The organism is Kiritimatiellia bacterium (assembly GCA_026417735.1).
Lineage (GTDB): Bacteria > Verrucomicrobiota > Kiritimatiellia > PWTM01 > PWTM01 > CAACVY01.
In genome coordinates this window covers 15,001-30,962 of sequence record JAOACR010000004.1, presented here as the reverse complement: position 1 = coordinate 30,962, position 15,962 = coordinate 15,001, and the positions used below count along the sequence as shown (strand labels likewise).

13 protein-coding genes and 1 other RNA gene (1 of these 14 running past the window's edge) are annotated in these 15,962 nt (G+C 67.3%); 4 read left to right on the top strand and 10 right to left on the bottom strand.

What is annotated here, in order from left to right:
• Positions 1-31: 31 nt before the first annotated feature.
• A complete protein-coding gene (locus tag N2652_01465) occupies positions 32-1,450 on the bottom strand; it encodes a Gfo/Idh/MocA family oxidoreductase (GenBank protein ID MCX7817871.1) in 1,419 nt (472 codons plus the stop codon).
• 402 nt (positions 1,451-1,852) lie between these two features.
• Here N2652_01465 and N2652_01460 point away from each other — a divergent pair, with 402 nt between their 5' ends.
• The 3 genes from N2652_01460 (at position 1,853) to N2652_01450 (ending at position 6,486) form a co-directional block, all read left to right on the top strand.
• Positions 1,853-3,121 carry an MFS transporter gene (locus N2652_01460; protein MCX7817870.1) on the top strand — a complete coding sequence of 423 codons (1,269 nt, stop codon included), beginning with the start codon at positions 1,853-1,855 and terminating at the stop codon, positions 3,119-3,121.
• Positions 3,122-3,252: 131 nt separating this feature from the next.
• Complete coding sequence (locus tag N2652_01455; protein ID MCX7817869.1) at positions 3,253-4,692, top strand: glycoside hydrolase family 140 protein; 1,440 nt, start codon at positions 3,253-3,255, stop codon at positions 4,690-4,692.
• Positions 4,693-5,112: 420 nt separating this feature from the next.
• On the top strand, positions 5,113-6,486 hold the full coding sequence (locus tag N2652_01450; protein MCX7817868.1) for a sigma-54 dependent transcriptional regulator: 1,374 nt from the start codon (positions 5,113-5,115) through the stop codon (positions 6,484-6,486).
• Positions 6,487-6,739: 253 nt separating this feature from the next.
• Here the strand turns inward: N2652_01450 and N2652_01445 are convergent, their stop codons facing one another.
• From N2652_01445 to N2652_01405, 9 genes are all read right to left on the bottom strand, one after another.
• Positions 6,740-7,498, bottom strand: coding sequence for an esterase family protein (locus N2652_01445; protein MCX7817867.1), 759 nt, complete (start codon positions 7,496-7,498; stop codon positions 6,740-6,742).
• Between the two features lie 14 nt (positions 7,499-7,512).
• Complete coding sequence (gene recR, locus N2652_01440; protein MCX7817866.1) at positions 7,513-8,112, bottom strand: recombination mediator RecR; 600 nt, start codon at positions 8,110-8,112, stop codon at positions 7,513-7,515.
• A gap of 13 nt (positions 8,113-8,125) precedes the next feature.
• Complete coding sequence (locus tag N2652_01435; GenBank protein ID MCX7817865.1) at positions 8,126-8,446, bottom strand: YbaB/EbfC family nucleoid-associated protein; 321 nt, start codon at positions 8,444-8,446, stop codon at positions 8,126-8,128.
• Between the two features lie 25 nt (positions 8,447-8,471).
• Positions 8,472-10,109 (bottom strand): DNA polymerase III subunit gamma/tau, encoded by a 1,638-nt coding sequence (gene dnaX / locus N2652_01430; GenBank protein ID MCX7817864.1) that lies wholly within the window; start codon positions 10,107-10,109, stop codon positions 8,472-8,474.
• A 39-nt stretch (positions 10,110-10,148) separates the two neighbouring features.
• Positions 10,149-10,248, bottom strand: an RNA gene (ffs, locus tag N2652_01425) — signal recognition particle sRNA small type.
• A gap of 87 nt (positions 10,249-10,335) precedes the next feature.
• Positions 10,336-10,755, bottom strand: a complete 420-nt coding sequence (cas2, locus tag N2652_01420) for a CRISPR-associated endonuclease Cas2 (protein MCX7817863.1) — start codon at positions 10,753-10,755, stop codon at positions 10,336-10,338.
• Complete coding sequence (gene cas1 / locus N2652_01415; protein MCX7817862.1) at positions 10,731-11,750, bottom strand: CRISPR-associated endonuclease Cas1; 1,020 nt, start codon at positions 11,748-11,750, stop codon at positions 10,731-10,733. The genes cas2 and cas1 overlap by 25 nt, the downstream gene beginning before the upstream one ends.
• Positions 11,738-13,333, bottom strand: coding sequence for a hypothetical protein (locus tag N2652_01410; protein ID MCX7817861.1), 1,596 nt, complete (start codon positions 13,331-13,333; stop codon positions 11,738-11,740). Before N2652_01410 ends, cas1 begins: the two co-directional genes overlap by 13 nt.
• Positions 13,330-15,474 (bottom strand): AAA family ATPase, encoded by a 2,145-nt coding sequence (locus N2652_01405; protein ID MCX7817860.1) that lies wholly within the window; start codon positions 15,472-15,474, stop codon positions 13,330-13,332. Before N2652_01405 ends, N2652_01410 begins: the two co-directional genes overlap by 4 nt.
• Positions 15,475-15,614: 140 nt before the next feature.
• Here N2652_01405 and N2652_01400 point away from each other — a divergent pair, with 140 nt between their 5' ends.
• On the top strand, positions 15,615-15,962 hold the 5' portion of the coding sequence (locus N2652_01400) for a nucleoside deaminase (protein MCX7817859.1). Its footprint extends 138 nt past the window's final position; 348 of the gene's 486 nt are visible here — the first part of the coding sequence; its start codon is at positions 15,615-15,617; the stop codon falls past the right edge of the window.

Genomic DNA, 15,962 nt, shown 5'->3' with positions numbered 1-15,962 from the left:
GGCTCCGTCGGCCTTGAGCTCGGGCGAATGATCAGGTTGCCGGCTCAATCTCCCAGCCCGACCGGTAGCGGCGTCGGATCAACGCCGCGGCCTCCGGCACATTGCGCGCGCGCAAACCCCCGGAATCCCATTCAACGGGCCGACCGACCCGCACTGCGACGTTGCCCAACAGAACAATTTCTGTCAACGGGCCGGACAGTTCGAAACGTGACAGCGGCGCAGGCCCGCCCCGAATGCCATTGAGCCACTCCACGACGGAGGGGTCGCTGCCGCCATATTTTCCGTCCGCCGTGATGGGCGGCACGCGGGGTATCGTGTTCGGAGGGTCGCCGATTTCGTCTTTGAGGGAGTCGGGTTTGAAGACCCAGTCGGTCCGGGTACGGCCGAAAAACATCCGGCCCTTCTCGCCCACCAGGATCACATCGAAACGCCGAAACACGTGGTCCGGCGTCGGGAAGTCCGCCTTCCAGAGCTCCTCCGGCGGGGCGAACTCGTACTTGCCGTCCTTGCCCTTGACGCCGTCGTACCAGACCAGTTTGAACGGCCTGCCGAACCAGCTAGTGGGAAAGTGCCAGGTGACGATCGAGCGCAGCGGCCCCGAAATCTCGGTGCCCCCTTCCGACCAGGCTTCAACGCGGTTGGGCGGCCCTTTTGCGAGCGCCCAGACGGGCAGATCGAGGATGTGACAGCCCATGTCGCCGAGCGCGCCGGTGCCAAAGTCCCACCATCCGCGCCACTTGAACGGTGCGATCGCGGCGCTGTATTCACGGAACGGTGCAGGCCCGATCCAGAGATCCCAGTGGAGCCCCTCCGGCACCGGTTCGGCCTTCGGCCACGCGCTCATACCCTGCGGCCAGATCGGGCGGTCGGTCCACGCATGGACTTCGGTCACAGGGCCGACCGCCCCTGCGCGCACCAGCTCCACTCCCCGACGAAGCGGCTCCCCCGCATGGGCCTGGTTACCCATCTGCGTGACAACGCCGGCCGCGCCGGCGGTTTCGGCCATCCTGCGCGCCTCCCACACGGAGTGCGCCAGGGGTTTTTGGCAGTAGACATGACGTCCCTTCCGCATCGCGAGCATTGCGGCGTGGAAGTGATGGTGGTCCGGCGTCGAGATCGTCACCGCGTCGAGGTCGCTCATCGCCTCAAGCATCTCTCGGTAGTCCGTGAAGAACTTCGCATCCGGGAACTTTTGGAACAGGGATTCGCCGTCCTTGGGTGGTTTTCGCGCGGCGGCGTGCCGAGGGTCGACAACGTCGCACAATGCCGCGATTTCGGCGCCCGCGGCGGCGGTCCACAGCACGTCCGAGCGTCCCTTGCCATCGATTCCGATACAGCCGACCCGGATCCGCTCGTTTGCGCCACGCGCACGACGCGGGAGAATCAAAAAGGAGCTCACCCCCGCAGCCGTGAGCAAGAACGAACGGCGAGAAACCCGGCACGAGGGCATGGTCAGTGCTCCTTGTCTCTGGTGGCCGCGAAGCGGATGCCAGGGAGTATGAATCTCGCGACCCTGCTGTTCAAGAGGGGCCAACAGAGCGGCCGGTTGACATTCCCTGCGCTGGCGACAGCCACGGGGCTGCGAGGTGCATCGACCAGGTGCTTTGCGGTGGGACCGGGGGGCGGCGCCTTCGGATCAACGCGACCCTGTTCGGCCCGGCCGGCGAAGCTTCTCTTCGGCACTATCGCGATCGCGACGTTCGGTGGTTTGCGCCGGCTTTCACGGAGGCGCGCTCGCTGCTTGCGCGATCTGAACCTTTTTGACATTGTTGCCAGTGTACGGCCGTCGGGCGAGAGGGGCCGACCGCACGGCTCCGGCCGCCGGCGCCGGTAGAAAGGGGAGTGCAGGGATATGGACCACAACGGCTGGACGTTGATCGTGGGGCTAAGCGGCGCATTCGGGCTGGGCATGTGCTTTGCGATGCTGGGCTCGATCGCGGTGAAGATGATGCCGCGGATGAGCATTGACTCCGCGAAATTTGGTTCGATGATCTCCGCCTTCATGTTCGCGTGTCTGATCGCGTCCCTGGTGGTCGGCACGTTGCAGGACAAGCTCGGGTTTCAGGCGGTGGCGATCATCGGGTTTGTGGCGGCGGCGGCCAGCGTGCTGATTCTCGCGAACGCGAAGAACTACAACGCGGGGGTGATCGCGTGCGTGCTGTTGGGGATCGGTGCGATGGCCTGCAACACCACTGGCAACGTGCTGGGTACCGCGGTGGTGGGCCAGATGCTGAAAAACAACCCGGCTGCGGCAAACAATCTGGTGAATGTTTGTTTCGGGCTGGGCCTGTTTCTGACGCCCTTCGTGGTGAGCTTCCTCTTCCAGAAGCTTCCGTATGAGAAGGCTGTTTCAGTGCTGGGCATCATTCTGTTGGTGCCGGTTCTGTTCACGTTCCCGGCGAAATACCCGGCCGCTCAGGGCTTCACACTGGCCTCTGCGTTTGCATTGTTGAAGCAGCCGGTGACGATCGTCGCCGCGCTGGTGTTGTTCTGCTACATCGCGCTGGAGTCGAGCTTTACGAACTGGCTGGCGCCGTTCGGCAAGGAAGTGATCTCGAAGGCGCAGCCGGGCATGCCGACCGCGCAGTTGGACGCCTCCGCGGCGCGGATGCTGTCGGTGTTTGCAATTGCGATGATGGTGGGCCGGTTGATCACGGGGCTGACGCCGATCACGAACGCGGGTGGCTGGCTGATCGCCGGTTCGGCGGTGATTGCGGCAATTGTGATCCTGATCATGACCGGCGTGAGCGGCAGCGGCGCGGCGTTTGCGCTGGCGGCGGCGTCCGGTCTGGTGTTTGCGCCGGCCTTTCCCACCACTGTGGGCGTGACGTTTGGAAAGTTCGGTGGCGGGTCGGGCAGTCTGTTCGGCATTATTTTTGCGGTGGGTCTGCTCGGGGCGGTGATTGTGCCCAAGGCGATCGGCAACATGGCGAAGGGCGCGTCGGTTCAGAAGGCGTTGAAGCTGCTGTTGCCGGCCTGTGTGGTGCTCGCGATCCTTGCGGTGGTGTTGCACAAGCTGCCCAACGTGGCGCAGGCGGCGGAGTCTGCTCCGGCGGCGCCGGCCGCGGCGGAAACCGCGCCGGCTCCTGCTGCGGCACCGGCGCAGCCCCAGCAGCCCTAGCCATCAGGAGGGTCGTTGGCTGAATCGCCGCCCCCCTGACTGACGCGGTGATGGCCCGCCGGGGGGGCGGCGATGTTTGTGGGAGCGGCCGAGCCAGGTTCAAGGCCGCCGGTACAAGCGGAGAGACTGTGATGAGGAGTTGGGCGCGAACAGTGGGGGTGGTGGCGTTGGCGCTGGCGGTGCCCGCCTCGGCAGCGGGGCTGCGTCCGCTGAAAGTGAGTGCGAACGGCCGGTACCTGGTGCACGACGACGGCACGCCATTCTTCTGGCTGGGCGACACGGCCTGGCACATGTTGGGCAAGAGCGTGCGCGAGGACACCACGAACCAGCCCTCTGTGAGCCTCTACTTTCGCACGCGCGCCGCGCAGGGATTTACGGTGATCCAGTCGGTGATCGTTCGGGAGTTCCGAGGAGGTGGCGGTCCGAAGCGCAACCAGGAAAACGCGTACGGGCATGTCCCGTTTGTGGAAGGGGATGCGTCACGGCCGGCGCTGGGGCCGGGAGAGTTCGATGACTTTTGGGACCACATCGGTTGGTGCATCGAGGAGGCGGCGCGGCACGGGCTGCGGATTGCCGCGCTGCCGGTCTGGCTCAACGACGTCGAGGATGACGATCCACTCGCGCGCGATCCGACGGTCGCGTACCGCTACGGAAGGTTTCTGGGTTCGCGCTGGGGCCGTGCGCCGGTGATCTGGGTGATGGGCGGCGACGCGTATCAGAAGGGCCGCAATGTGGACACGCCATCGCGGCTGGCACTAGTCCGCGCGATGGCGGAAGGGATTGCGGATGGAGCGACGGGGGCGGACGCGTTCGATGGCCGAGCCGCCTGGGATGCGGTGCTGATTACGTTCCATCCGCCGGGCGGGGACAAATCGTCCGCGACGTGGCTACACGATGAGCCGTGGCTCGACTTCAACATGGTGCAGACGACCACCCGCTTTTCCTTCGAAAACTGGCGAACCGTGATGCGGGATTTCGCACGGACGCCGCCGAAGCCGGTGCTCGATGCGGAGGTCGCATATGAGGAATCGCTTTCGTTGCGCCAGACCGAGCGGCAGGACATCCGAATCCGGCCTTGGGATGTGCGGCGCGCGGCGTGGTGGAATGTGCTGGCCGGCGGCTTCGGCCACACCTATGGCCATCGGAGTTTCATTGGCTGGATCCGGAAGGGAGAAACCTACCGCTGGGGCGCGCACATTCCGTGGTACGAACGGCTGCACGCGCCCGGCGCGACGCAGATGATTCACCTGCGTCGTCTCGTGGAAGAAACCCGTTTTCACGATCACCGGCCCGCAATGGAACTGCTGGAGGGTGAGGCCGGAGAAGGTGACGCGCACATTCAGGTGGGTGCGTCCGCCGACGGGTCGGTGGCGATCGTGTATTCGCCCATGGGGCGGCCGATCCGTTTCCGCGCGGACCGGTTCGGCCGGCCCGCAGAAGCGTTCTGGTATGATCCGCGCACGGGCGCGAAGAGCGCAATCACGCCGTTCCCGGCGGAGGATCCCGCGATGTTCACGCCACCGAGCTCCGGCGAAGAGCACGACTGGGTGCTGGTTGTCCGCCGGCGCTGAACGTTCCGCAGGTGTGGGCAAAACGGATCGGGGCGCCAGACCCGATCCTCTTCACGCCGGCATCAAGCTGCGCAGGGGTTTATCGCCGGCTCGGGCCACTGGTCCTCTTCCCGCAAGCGCGGAGAGTTCGTTTCCGCGTTCCAATGTTGATGCCGGCGCTCGTTTGGCGTGGACGACGCAGGAGAACGCCGGGAGCCGGGAGCGTGGCACCGGACGTTTTTCCACGAGATTTGCTTCGCGTTGTGGCCGAATCAATTCTGCAGGCACCTCACAATTGATTTGCAAAAGGTCAAAAATGGTTCGCAGCACTCAAAATTGAAAGGAGCTATTGAAAATTAGGGATAACTTGATAGTGTGAACAGCGGGCCGCTGCCGGAGCTGCGGCCGCGGCTGCCAGGGTCTGTTGGGAGCGGGCTGAACATGCCGAAGATACTGGTGGTGGACGACGAGCCGAGCGTGCTGAGCGTTCTATCCTCGATGCTCCGGAAAGAAGACTACGAGGTCGTGCCGCGCGCGAACGGCGAGGAGGCGTTGGAGGAGCTGCGTAAGCAGGAGTTCGATTTGATTCTCACGGACATCCACATGGCACCGGTGGATGGCATCGAGCTGCTGCACCGGGCCCACGAGATGTGCCCGAATACGCCGGTGGTGCTGCTGACCGGTTACGGCTCGGTGAAAACAGCGGTTGAAGCGATGAAGGGCGGTGCGTTCGACTACTGCACGAAGCCCTTCAAGATGGACGAACTACTGGCGACGCTGCAGCGTGCGCTGAAGTACCGCGCCCTGCTGCTGGAACGGGAGGACCTGCGCAGCCGGCTCCGCCAAACGATCCCCTCGCTGGTCGCGGAGAGTGCCGCAATGCGTCAGATTTGCGAGGTGATTAACCGGGTGGCGCCGACCGACTCGACGGTGTTGATCATCGGCGAGAGCGGCACGGGCAAGGAGGTGGTCGCGCGGGCGATTCATGACCAGAGTCTGCGGCGCAAGAAGAGCTTTGTGCCCATCAACTGCGCGGCGATGCCGGAGCCGTTGCTCGAGTCCGAAATGTTCGGCCACGTGAAGGGTGCGTTCACCGGTGCGGTGAGCGACAAACAGGGGCTGTTCGAGGCCGCCGACGGCGGCACGATTTTTCTTGACGAAATCGGCGCGATGCCGCCGAGCATTCAGGCGAAATTTCTGCGGGTGCTGCAAGACAAGACGATCCGGAAGGTCGGGGGCACCGAATCGTATCCGGTGGACGTGCGGGTGGTTGCGGCGACAAACGAGCCGCTCGAGAACCGGATTGCGCGGGGACTGTTCCGCGAGGATTTGTACTACCGGCTGAGCGTGATCCCGATCCGCATTCCGCCGTTGCGCGAGCGCCGGGAGGACATTCTGCCGCTAGTGTCCTACGTGCTGCGCCGCGAGCGGCCGGCGGGGGCGCCCATACCGAAGCTCGACCCACGGGTGGAGTGGATGTTCGAGCACTACTCGTGGCCAGGGAACGTGCGCGAGCTTGAAAACGCGGTGCGCCATGCGCTGACGTTCATGCGGGGCGACACGATCACGCCGGACGTGCTGCCTGCCCGCATTGTGAACGCGACGGCCGCCACGGCGCCCGGATCGGCGACGCACGGTGAGCCTTCTCCGGACGAGTTTCGGGGACGGTCGCTCAAGGCGTTTTTGCGGCAGAAGGAACGTGAGTACGTGAAGATGGTCGTGGACCGCATGGGGGGCGACAAGGAGGCTGCCGCGGTCGCGCTGAAGATCAGTTTGACCACGTTGTACCGCAAGCTGGCGAACGACGAGGAGTGAGGTCGGTCGCCTCGCTGTCGGGAAGCGGCGGGGGCGGCGGTCGGGCCGAGTCGGCGCAGTAGCGCGGGGTGCCGGGAGGGCGGGGGAGTGACGGTCCTTTCGTGTCGTGAAGGCTTGAGGTGCTTCGTTCTTGGGGTCCGGAACTCGAACGCGGCACGTTGCGCGCCACGGGAGGGCTGGCTGCACCGCCGCGCGGTCGCGAACGCTCACGTCTGGCGATGCCGTCCTGCGGGGGGGCCAACAAGGGGGCAGATCATTCTCGTTCCGGAGCGGACGGCGCGAGGTTTTGGGCGACGAACTGGAACAGGTCCGGCAGACACGCCTGCCAGAATTCACGGTTGTGCCCGCCGGGCCGCTCGAGGTACACGGGCGGCCAGCCGAGTGAAACAAGGTGATCGCGAAACGCGCGGTTGGTGGCGAGGTGGCCGTCTTCGGTGCCACAAGCGAGCCACAGGGCGGGCTTCGGCGCGCGAAGACGTACGATCTGCTCGGCCAGCGCGAACACATCGTAGGCGCCGGTCGGAAGTGCGGCGGACAGTTCCGTTTGAAACGGCTGGCCTCGAGGGTGAGGCGCGTGGCCGAAATAGAGTGAACCGGAAAGGCCCGCCGCCACGGCGAAGAGGTGCGGGTGCCGGAGCGCGAGCATCACCGCGCCATACCCGCCCATGCTGATGCCGGCGACCGCGCGGCCGCCGCGGTTGTCGAGTGTTCGGAACAGCCGATCGACCGCCCCTCGCAGGTCACGCATCAGCGCGTCCTCCCAGTGCCCGAGCCCCGCCGGCCGGGGGTCGTTCACGTAGTACGAGGCGCCGCCATCGGGCATCACAACCATCAGCCGGAGGGGAGCGGCGAGGGTTTCGACATCGTAAAAGCGCCAGACGTCTGCGTCGGCGCCCAGTCCATGCAACAGGTACAGCACGCGGAAGGGCCCGCGTCCTGCGGGGCAAAGCACGTGTGCGCGCAGCGGCCGGTTCAGCGCGGGACTTTCGATGTGGAGCGTGAGGCGATGCACGGCGGCGCCTCCGTTCAGAATGGGACGCGCCGGCGGATTGCCTGTTCGAGCGTCTGGGGATCCGAATAGGCGATCCCGCTGCCCACCGGAAGGCCGCAGGCCAGACGCGTGGTACGCACGCGCTGCGCCGCGAGCCGTTCTGCGAGCCATCGGGCGGTGGCCTCGCTTTCCGCATCGGTGTCCAGCGCGATCACGACCTCCTCGATGTGTTCCTCGGCCACGCGGCGGAACAGCTCATCGGCGCGGATGTGGCGGCGGCCCTCACCGCGCACGGCCGAGAGCCGCCCGAGCAGTGCGTGATACCGGCCCGTGAACGCGCCGCTCGCCTCGATCGCGGCGATGTCGGCGGGGTCCTCGACCACGCACAGCACGGTGGGGTCGCGGCGGGGGTCGGTGCACAGGGTGCAGGGGTTTGCCTCGACGGTGGTGACGCCGCCACACATCCGACACTGAGCCACGCGCTGGCGAAACTCGGTGAGCACCGCCAGCAGTTCGTCGGCGAGCGCGCGGCTGCGGTCGCGCGCCAGTCGCAGCGCGATGCGCTCGGCCGAGCGCCGGCCAAGACCGGGCAGCCGGGCAAACACCTCGATCAGACGCTCCAGAGGTTCGATCATTGCGACACGACGTTTAGCGGTTGGGCACGGCGCCCGGCGGCAGTCCCAGCTGTTGCGCGACTGCGGCGAACTCGCGCTCCATCATTTCACGGGCCGCGCGCAGCCCGCCGTTCACCGCCGCGCGTACCATGTCCTCCAGCAGCGCCGGGTCGGCCGCGTGCATCACGTCGGGCCGGATCCGGACCGCGACGACCTCCAGATCGCCGCGTACGGTGACGCTCACCGCGCCTCCGCCGCTGGAAAACTCCACTGTTTGCGCCGCGAGGCGCGCGTGCACCTCAGCCATCTTTTGTTGCAATGCTGCGGCCTGCCGCATCGCGGAAAACAGGTTCATCGGAATCTCCACCGTTCCGCTGCGTTCAGTCTTCGACCTCCTCAATGCGGCCGTTGAAGCGTTCCAGGAAGGCGGTCACCCGGCCTTCATTCATGCGCTGCTCGCGCGCGGCGCGCCGCGCTTCCACCTCCGCCGGTAGCAGCGGGGTCTCCGCGGCCGGGCGCGCCGTGGTGGGCGGGAGTGGGTCGCCAGGGCTAGCGGCGGCAAACTCGATCTCGGCTTCGCGGCCGAGCACCCGGGCCACCGCCTTCGCGATCATGCGCCGCTGTCGGGGCTGAAGATGATCTGCGGAGGCTGGTGTGCCGTGCAGCAGAATGCGCGCACGACCGGGGGGAAGCGGCTGCAGCACCGAATCGCGCAGCAGCGGACGCAACGAGGGATCGGCGTCGCCGAGCGCGCTCACCGCCGCGGCCCATGCGTCGCCCGGCCGGCCCTCTGGCGGCGCTTCGGTGACCCGGCTGGTTGCCGGCGTTGACGCCGCTGCGGTCGACGCGCCACTTTCGCCGGCACTGGGCTCCGTGGTCCCGCTCAACATCGCCACGCACTCATCCAACCGCTGCAGGACCGCCTCCAGCGTGGGACCGCTCGCGATCCTCGCACAACGCAGCAGTGTGATCTCGAGCGCGGTGCGGGGCGAAAGTGACTGCCGCACCCGCGCCTCCGACTCGACCAGCACCTCGACGATGCGCAGCAACCGCTCGACGCCTGCGGCGGCGGCCTGGCGGCGCCAGATCTCGGCCTCATCCGGCGGTGCGTCCACCGCCTCACCGGTTGCGGCGGCACTCAGCACGTTGCGAAAGTGTTCGACGAGTTCCAGCGGCAGCCGCGCGAGGTTCCTGCCCGCCGCATCGAGCTGGGCGACCGCCGCCAGCAGTCCGGCGGCATCTCCGCGAATGACGGCGTCCGCGATGTGTTCAAGGTGATGGCGCGAGGTCAGCCCGAAAACGGAGAGAACGTCCTCCTCGGTGATGTTGCGCCCACAGAACGCGACGAGCTGGTCGAGTGCGGACTCCGCATCGCGCAGCGCGCCGTCGGCGAGCCGGGCGATCGCGCGCCGGGCTTCCGCGTCGATCTGAATGCCCTCCGCCTCGGCGATACGGCCCAGCTGCGCGGCGATGTCCGCCGTGGAGATGCGGCGTAGATCGAACCGCTGACAGCGCGAGAGGATCGTCGCGGGAACCTTGTGCGCTTCGGTGGTGGCGAAGAAGAACTTCACGTGTGCGGGAGGCTCTTCGAGCGTTTTCAGCAGCGCATTGAACGCGCCGATCGTGAGCATGTGGACTTCGTCAATGATGTAGATTTTGAACCGGTCCCGCGCGGGCGCGAAGCGCGCGGTGTCGCGCAGTTCCCGCACCTGGTCGACGCTGTTGTTCGATGCGCCGTCAATTTCGATCACATCGAGCGAGGCGCCGGCCGCAATGTCGGTGCAGGAGGGGCAGCGATCACAGGGCCGGGGCGTGGGGCCCTGCGCGCAGTTCAGCGCGCGTGCGAAGATGCGGGCGATCGAGGTTTTGCCGATGCCGCGCGGGCCGACGAAGAGGTACGCGTGCGCGATGCGGCCGGTGGTGATCGCATTGACGAGCGTACGGGTGACGTGATGCTGCCCGACCACGTCATCGAACTGACGGGGCCGCCACTTGCGCGCCAGAACTTCGTATGCCATGAGTCCGCCTGCCGGCTCGCACCGCGGAGGGCAAAGCGGGCGGACCGGGCGCTCTGCGGCGCTCGGCACGGCGGCCTTACCGCTGCTCCCTTCCGGGCCTGACGGGGTTCGGTCGCGCACCGCCGCGCAGGACCCGGTCCGGTCCCGCCTCGTCCGGGCACGCTACCACAGCGGCGTGTGAGGGGCAACCGGGGGACGGCCGCGCAGGCGCTGGGACCAACGCCGGTCAAAAGATGAAGGCAGAAGGCGACTCCGGGGTGAGGGTTTGGGTGCCGCTGATGCGGATCTTGCGAGCGCACTCCTGACAAACTCGGTAGGCCACCAGCCGGTCTTCGCGGGGATCGATCAGCCGCTGGATTTCTTCCCAGAAATGGTCGAAACGGTCGGCGGTCAGGCGGACCTCGAAAACGGAGTACTGGACGCGACCGCCGTAGTCCTCGCAGTGGCGCGCGACGCGGGCGAGCCGGCGCGGGTCGCGGATGTCGTAGGCAACCACCATGAGCATGGTCCATTCCCTCTGGTCTTCGTCGGACGGTTCGGTGCTGAAGGCCTGTTCCCACCAGCCGGCGACGATGTTGTGCACGAGAGGCGCGCAGGCGTTGCCGCCGCCGGGGGTTGGGTTCAAGGCATCCGGAAGGGCGTCCATCTGGCCTCTCCCAGAATGTCGCGACGGAAGTCACGGGCCTGCTGGTAGAGAAGATCTCGGAAGGTGGTCGGAGACTCTGCACCGGAGGGGGTGAACGGGCGGGTCATTCGGCGTTCGTAGGCGGCATGGAACTTGCGCCGACCATCGGCGTTCAGATAGACCGCCTCGCCGTCGCGCTGGAAGTGTTCGTCCGGCTCGAGCACGTGGTGGCTGAAGAGGTCGAGGGCCAGCGCATCCACCAGAGGGGCTCGGAACGGTTCGATGAGGTCCAGCGCGAGCGCGGCGCGGTTGCGAGCGGCATCGTGGTAGAACCCGAGCGCGGGGTCGAGGCCGGCGGCGAGGATGGCGCAGATCATTTCGCCGGCGAGGATCGTGTAGCCGTAGGAGAGCACCGCGTTCGGGGGATCGCGGGGCGGGCGCCGGGAGCGCGTGGCCATCGGCGCGTGCGGCGGGAAAAAGGCGGCGAACAGCGAAAAGTACTCCGCGGCGGCGGAGCCCTCCAGGCCCAGCAGCGCGTCCAGGCCGCCCGGCGGAATGTTTGCTGCGCGGTCCGCCAACTGCCGCAGCGCTTCGAGCGCCCCCGATGCGAGGATCTCGGTGCGGTGCGCCGCCAGCCGCTGCAGGATGCGTCGCTGGTTGCGAATCTTCGCCTCGACGAGGGCGTTGGCGAGGGGCCCGACGCGGCTAGGATTCTGCAGTGCGGCATATTGGGCGACGCGGGCCGGACTGACGGGCGGTGGCGGTGTGATCAGCGCGACCATGCGGTGGGTGACGCCGGAAATGACCAACACCGGCACGTTACGGTCGGCCAGCTCCGCGAGGGCGGGAACGGTGAGCGCGACGCGGGTGGTGAGGACAACGTGGTCGATCTCGTGAAGGTGAAGGTCCACGTGGCTTGGTTCGGTCTCGCCATCGCGCGGTGGAACAGTGACGCGCAGCCGTTCACTGACCAGCGAGACGCGGGTACCGGGGGTCATGAGGATCAGGCCGGGCATGGCAGGTCTCCAGATCGGCGCGGGCGGGTGTCCGGCTCTACCTCGATGGGGATCGCGGCCCAGGACCGGCGGCCGGGATGACGGGCGGGGGCGTCGAGCGTGGCGATACCCCGCAGGACGGCGCCGTCGGCCAGATGGCGCGCATGGGTCGCGTGAACGAAGATGTCGCCAACGAAGCCGAACCCGCGGGGATGGCGCTGGAAACGCCCGGAAATGCGGCGCGCGAAGTCCGAAGGGTGCGGTCGCTCAACGAAGCGGTCGGCCTGGACAAGTGCCGGTCGACCGGGCTCGAGCGGGGCAGCCAGCGCGACGAGCACATTGGATCCCGGCCGCGGCAGGGCGACCTCGGGCCACAGGGGACGACGGCCGAGTGCGACTCTCGCGGGGCCGATCGCGATGACGGTGAGGTGATGCGCGGTGTCATGGCGTGTGATGACGCCGAGCACATTGGTGGGGAACACCAGCGCGTCCGCGCGCGCGGCCAGTTCGGCGATCCACCAGTCCAACGCGGCCATGTCGGTGGCCTGGTCGGGCTTGTGAGTTAGGGCGGGGCCGGCTGCGGGCTGCTGCACGGCCGGCTTGGCCAACAGCGCGCGGGTGACTTCGGGTCGTCCCAGACGCGCCGCGTATTCCGAAAGCTGTCGGCGCAGACGCTGCGCGGGATGCGGCTGGCGCGCTGCAGATCTGATCGCGCGGGCGAGCAGCGCAGCGGCAGTGCGTGGCTCACCGGCGTACGCTTCCGCGAGCGCGCTCCAGCTCCACCAGTCATCCGGATGACGCTCGACAAACCGGAGCAGCAGCGGCTGTGCGTCAGCTTCGCGGCCGAGTCGGGTGAGCATCACGCCCACCTGGTAGAGCAGCCAGTTGTTGTCGGGGAATCGCTGCAGCGCGCGGGTCCACACGGGCTCGAATGGTGCGAGGTTGTCGCGGGTGAAGTCGGGGTGTTGGCGGTAGTGGGCCAGTGCGGCAATCAGTCGTTCAACGAGCGAGCGTGGCGGGGCGTCAGATGACCGCGTCGCCGAGGTTTTCGCGGGGCGCTGCCAATCGGCCTCCTGCAGATGGGCGGGGTCCCACCACCGCGCAAACGCGACAAAGCGGGGGATCTGGCGGTGGAGGCGGATCGCGGTGGAGAGGATTTGAGAGTGAATCCCGCCGGGCCGCTTCAATGCGGTCAGCCGCGCGTACTGCCGCAGCAGTCGGAGTCCCTCCGTTCGCGGAGAGTCTGACCGGAGGGGGTTGCTGGCGGCGGAATCGCCGGCCAGTTGCACGAGCCGTTTGAGGATCTCGTGGGCACGGGGGTCGCCTGCAGGGCGGTCCTGAAGGCGGGCGCGGGCATCATGGAACTGCACGTCAGAGGAATCGACCAGTGGGTCCAGATCTTCCACATGGCCGTGGGCGGTGTTGGTGTCGGCACGTCGGAGTGCGGCCCAGGCGAGGTTTACCAGGCACCAGGCGAGCGCGTGGCGGGTGTTGGGATCGGAGGGGTGCCGTTGAAAGAGGCTGCGCGCCGCCGCGATGGCTTCTTTCAATCGGTCGGCCCGGCGGAGGGTGTAGACTTCACGAACGGAAACCGGCGCGGTCATTGGGGCGCCTCGCGTAGTGGCCGGCGCAGGGCGAGGATACGGCCGGCCAGTTCCGCGGCGGTGGTGCGCCGGGCGTCCACTGAGTGGCTGGTGCACGCGCCGGCGCGGTTGAAGTAGTAGTTGATGACCGCCTGCGCGCCGCTGGCGTCGCGGTAGGTGTAGCGGAGCTGGTGGCGTCCGAGCACTTCGATGGCGGTGATCGACAGCGGCTGGCCGGTGAGCGCTGCGCGATGGAGCTGATCGAATCGCCGCATGCCGGGGTGAGGGCAGGTTTCCGGCAACGGCGAGTGGGGTGGAAGTTCGGGCGATGGCACCGGCAGCGCAAGGTGGTCCAGCACGAACGGCCGACCGAGCAGGGGCGCGATCGCGGTGCGCAGCGCGTCGGCGAGGGTCTGGTCCGCCTGTGGCGGAGTGACCAGCGTGGTGAGGCGCTGCTGGCCGTTGTAGTGCACGTTCGCGGAGATCGGGCGCCTGTCGTGAACAAGTTCGAAGCGGATCAGCCAGGGGTAGTGAGCGACACCGGTGGCTTCGAAGCCCGCTTCCCGCAGCGCGTGAAGGATCTCGAGCGTGGCGGCGCGGAGGAAGGCGGTGCTGCCCAGCCATTCCGGCGGCAGAGCCGCATCGGCGGGACGGAGGGTGGGGTGAATGGCGTCGCACACGCGGACGATGCCGGCGGCTGCTGGCTCCGCGCGGAGGTCTGGCGAAAGGGTGGGCGCGTTGAGCAGCTGGAGTTCCTCGCGTGCGCGGGTGACCGCGGTGTAGGCCCATCGGAACCATGTGGCGGTGGCGGGGTGCCAGACGGTGGCCATGTCCACCAACACCCGTGGCCATTCGCCGCCTTGAGCCTTATGGGCAGTGAGCGCGTATGCGTATTTCACGCGGAGCGCGGTGAACCACGGGTCACGGAACAACGTCGAGATGAAATCCGGCGAGCGCGGGTCCAGTGAGCGATACCGCTGACGGAAGTGCACATAGAGGGCCTGGTGTTCGAGTCGCGAGATGTCGCGCTCCTCGGAGTCGAGCGTATTTTCAAGAATGCGTAGTTCGAGCTTCGTGGTGGGACTGGCGCTCGGCGGCCGGATCACGACGCGGCGGAACATCAGCGGGATCACTCTCCGGCCACTGTCGCGATCGCGGGCGGCGAGCGGCTGCTGGACGATTTCCACCTCGCGGTCCGCCGCGACGATTTCGACGAGATCGCCGTTGAGCAATGGTAGCTCATTGTAGTGGGAGTTCGCGGCGATAATGAGCCGGTCACCGGGCTGCGGGGGTGCGGACGGTGTGCCGTGAAGCTCGGCGCGGATTGCGCGGTTGTAGCGCAGCGCCCGGGCGTTGGAATCTGTGATCACCACTGCGGAGGCCATACCTCGCTCGCGCAGATGGGCGGCCCACCCGGCGGGGTCGAACGCGCCAATGCGCTGCAGTCCGGGCGGTGCGTCCGCGATGCGGAGGTCGCAGAAGCACTCCGACCGCAAGCCGTCGCGCAGCGCTGTGGCCAGCTCAAGGAGGGGATGCTCGGCGGCCTGGCGGACGATGTCGGTCAGCTCCACCACCAGCGGCTGCAGCCCGTAATGTTCGCGAAACCATGCGGGTTCGAGTGCGGGGGACTCGGATTGGTCCACCGGTGGTAGTTGTGCGGGGTCGCCGGCGAAGACGATCTGGTGACCGTCGCCGGGCGAACTGAAGAGCGCATACTCGAGAAGGTCGGCCAGCAGCCGTCCTGAACCGAAGCACAGAGTCTCCGAAGAAGAGAAGGTGTCGGAGATCATCGAGGCTTCGTCGACGAGATAGAGGGTCGGAGCGCGGTCGTGATTGGTGCGCAGGCGGAACGCGGCGTGGAGCGTGTCGGGTTCGTCGTCCGAGGTGCGGCGGGTGTCGAGTTGGGTCAGGCTGAAGATGTGCGCGTGGATTGTGGCGGCAGGACGTCTTGTTGCGGTGGCGAGCACGCGCGCACCGCGGCCGGTTGGCGCCAGCAGCACGACGTGACGGTTGTCTCGCTCGGCGAGCTGGGCGAGCTGGGCCAGCAACGTGGTCTTGCCGGTGCCGGCGTACCCGCGGAGGATCGCGATGCGTACGCTGCGCTCGCGCAGGAAAGCGGCGAGCGTGCGTAAGGCGGCCTGCTGCGTCTCGGTCATCCTCATCGTTGGTGGTCTGGGGTGTTGCGGTTGAGTATAAGCGCCGCGGGGTACGCCGGCGAGAATGGGAGACGTCGCGGCACGCTGCGGTGTGCGGGTTGCGGCGCATGGTGCGGCACGGCAGGGTAGAAGGCATGGGTGCGGAGATGATCGAGGCGGGTGCGGAGCGACGGCGTCACGAGCGGTTCATGCGGATCGCGCTTGCGCAGGCGCGCGCGGCGGGGGAGGATGGCGAAGTGCCGGTCGGCGCGGTGATTGTGCACGAGGGGCGGCTGATCGCGAAAGCGGCAAACCAGGTGGAGCGGCTGCGTGATCCGACCGCGCACGCAGAGATTCTGGCGATCACGCAGGCGGCGGCGGCGAGGGGCGATTGGCGGCTGGAGGGGGCGGTGATGTACGTGACGAAGGAACCGTGTGCGATGTGTGCGGGGGCGGCGGTGCTGGCGCGGCTGAAAATGGTGGTGTGGGGTGTGAGTGATCCGTTGCGCGGTGGT

What these genes read in the sequence shown, in the direction of transcription:
- recR (MCX7817866.1), bottom strand. Translation starts at nt 8,112, where the DNA reads ATGATCGAACCTCTGGAGCGTCTGATCGAGGTGTTTGCCCGGCTGCCC.
- N2652_01410 (MCX7817861.1), bottom strand. Translation starts at nt 13,333, where the DNA reads ATGACCGCGCCGGTTTCCGTTCGTGAAGTCTACACCCTCCGCCGGGCC.
- N2652_01465 (MCX7817871.1), bottom strand. Translation starts at nt 1,450, where the DNA reads ATGCCCTCGTGCCGGGTTTCTCGCCGTTCGTTCTTGCTCACGGCTGCG.
- N2652_01435 (MCX7817865.1), bottom strand. Translation starts at nt 8,446, where the DNA reads ATGAACCTGTTTTCCGCGATGCGGCAGGCCGCAGCATTGCAACAAAAG.
- cas2 (MCX7817863.1), bottom strand. Translation starts at nt 10,755, where the DNA reads ATGGACGCCCTTCCGGATGCCTTGAACCCAACCCCCGGCGGCGGCAAC.
- N2652_01450 (MCX7817868.1), top strand. Translation starts at nt 5,113, where the DNA reads ATGCCGAAGATACTGGTGGTGGACGACGAGCCGAGCGTGCTGAGCGTT.
- N2652_01460 (MCX7817870.1), top strand. Translation starts at nt 1,853, where the DNA reads ATGGACCACAACGGCTGGACGTTGATCGTGGGGCTAAGCGGCGCATTC.
- N2652_01455 (MCX7817869.1), top strand. Translation starts at nt 3,253, where the DNA reads ATGAGGAGTTGGGCGCGAACAGTGGGGGTGGTGGCGTTGGCGCTGGCG.
- dnaX (MCX7817864.1), bottom strand. Translation starts at nt 10,109, where the DNA reads ATGGCATACGAAGTTCTGGCGCGCAAGTGGCGGCCCCGTCAGTTCGAT.
- N2652_01405 (MCX7817860.1), bottom strand. Translation starts at nt 15,474, where the DNA reads ATGAGGATGACCGAGACGCAGCAGGCCGCCTTACGCACGCTCGCCGCT.
- cas1 (MCX7817862.1), bottom strand. Translation starts at nt 11,750, where the DNA reads ATGCCCGGCCTGATCCTCATGACCCCCGGTACCCGCGTCTCGCTGGTC.